2 protein-coding genes are annotated in these 1,897 nt (G+C 34.0%); both read right to left on the reverse strand.

The window, feature by feature from the left end; genetic code table 11:
• Nucleotides 1–29 precede the first annotated feature (29 nt).
• On the reverse strand, nt 30–251 hold the full coding sequence (locus AB5Z52_RS16850; protein WP_137264846.1) for a YSIRK-type signal peptide-containing protein: 222 nt from the start codon (nt 249–251) through the stop codon (nt 30–32).
• Nucleotides 252–471: 220 nt separating this feature from the next.
• Nucleotides 472–1,788, reverse strand: a complete 1,317-nt coding sequence (locus tag AB5Z52_RS16855) for a PTS sugar transporter subunit IIC (protein ID WP_077454692.1) — start codon at nt 1,786–1,788, stop codon at nt 472–474.
• Between the last annotated feature and the right edge of the window lie 109 nt (nt 1,789–1,897).

A 1,897-nucleotide genomic window follows, 5' to 3' on the forward strand; every position in this document is an offset into this window, starting at 1 on the left:
CTCGTTGTCAAGGGCAACTGGATATGGTGTCATAAACAGACCTTATAATTTTTGTCTAGAAAAGTGTTGCCATTCCAATTACTATTTACCTCTGTATCAGTAACCTCTGCAGCGGATACAGAATTACCTAGATACAGAGCTGTTCCTACTAAAACTGATGCAACTCCAACACTTAATTTTTTGATAGAGTATTTTTGAACTTTGCAAGCATATTTTTGTTTTCGCAATAATACATTTCTTTTAGACACCATTATTTCACTCCTATATTAGATAAAATTAGATATTATAAAACTCTACAACACTTTAGAAGAGTTTAATCCACCTCAATGTATTAATAAAACGCTCTCATTTATAAAAAATGCACTATAGAGTTTAAACCGCCAAAATATTTGTGAAATCACTTATATTCATACCAGAATAATTATAATAGCGATTATTCTGGTATGAATTAGCAACGCTATAAAATGTTAATTATATATTATCTTTATATTGTTCACTGGCTTTCCATCTTCTTTCAACATTAAAGATAAACGGTAAATAGAGCAGAATATCTAATACAATCAAAATGACTTGTAAAACAGAAGCTTGCCAGCTACCAGTTGCTAAAAAACCTGAAATAACTGGTGGCATTGTCCAACCAGGATCTGTATATGTTCCAGGGACTATGCCTGAGCTGAACGCAAAATAAGCAACAATGAGATTTACTGCTGGAGCTAAAACAAACGGAATAACTGTTAAAACATTCAAAACGACAGGAACCCCGAACATTGTAGGTTCGTTAATATTAAAAAGACCAGGTAATAATGTTAAAGGAGAAAGAACCTTGGCCTGTTGACTGGCTTTACGACGTTTTGCTAACCACGCTAACGCAATAACTAACCCAATTGTCGCACCCGAGCCACCAATAAAAACAAAATTATCCATAAATACAGATGTGAAAACATGAGGAAGTTCTTGTCCAGCTTTATGAGCTGTCGCATTTTCTGTTAAATTAGCTAACCAAATAGGCTTCATAATCGGATTATTTAAAACATTTCCTCCGTGAACACCACAGAACCACAATAAACCATTTAATAAAACTACAATAAAATTACCAAACAACGTACTTCCCAACATACTAAATGGAACACCTAAAACTGTTTTTACTATGTCATGTACATTAGGTAGTTTCAGACTATCTAACAGTCCATAAATAATAAGCCAAAAAACTAGAATTACTGTTCCAGGAATAATAGCACTAAAACTTTTTGACACCGCTGGAGGAACTCCTTCAGGCATTTTTATACGAATATCTTTTTTCATAAACCACTGATACGCATAACCATTAAGCAATCCTAAAACAATGGCTACAAATAATCCGCCAGATGATAAATATGATGGTGCGATTCCTCCAACAGAACCTAACGTTTTACCCGATTCATCTAAAAAAGGAATTGTAAACGGAGTAACCATTAAGAACGCTGATATATTAATGACACCAGCTGAAATTCCATCTTCTTTATACTGTTTTACCAGACTATAAGGAATGGCAAAAGCAGCAATTAAAGCGATCAAATTAAAACTAGAATCGACCCCTTTCCAAAGATACGTTGAAATGCCCACTTCCCCGAGCCAAGTTTCCCAACCTGGAACTGGAAAACTTGCAATCACCATCAAAAATGAGCCAATTAGAATTAACGGCATTGAATAAGTAATACCATCCCGAATAGCTATCAAAAACTTATTACTTCCAAAACGACCAGCAATAGGAACCAATTTTGTTTGAACTACTTCTTCAAATTTATTCATTCGCCTTCTCCCTCCTATAAATAAAAATATCTCCTGAATAATTCATACCGATAAAAAAATGATCTGTTGCTCTAAATTTTACCGGAATTTATATTTTTTATTCCGTCTC

Source organism: Enterococcus sp. RTP21361st1_A6_RTP21361_211029, assembly GCF_040910045.1.
Taxonomy (GTDB): domain Bacteria; phylum Bacillota; class Bacilli; order Lactobacillales; family Enterococcaceae; genus Enterococcus_D; species Enterococcus_D gallinarum.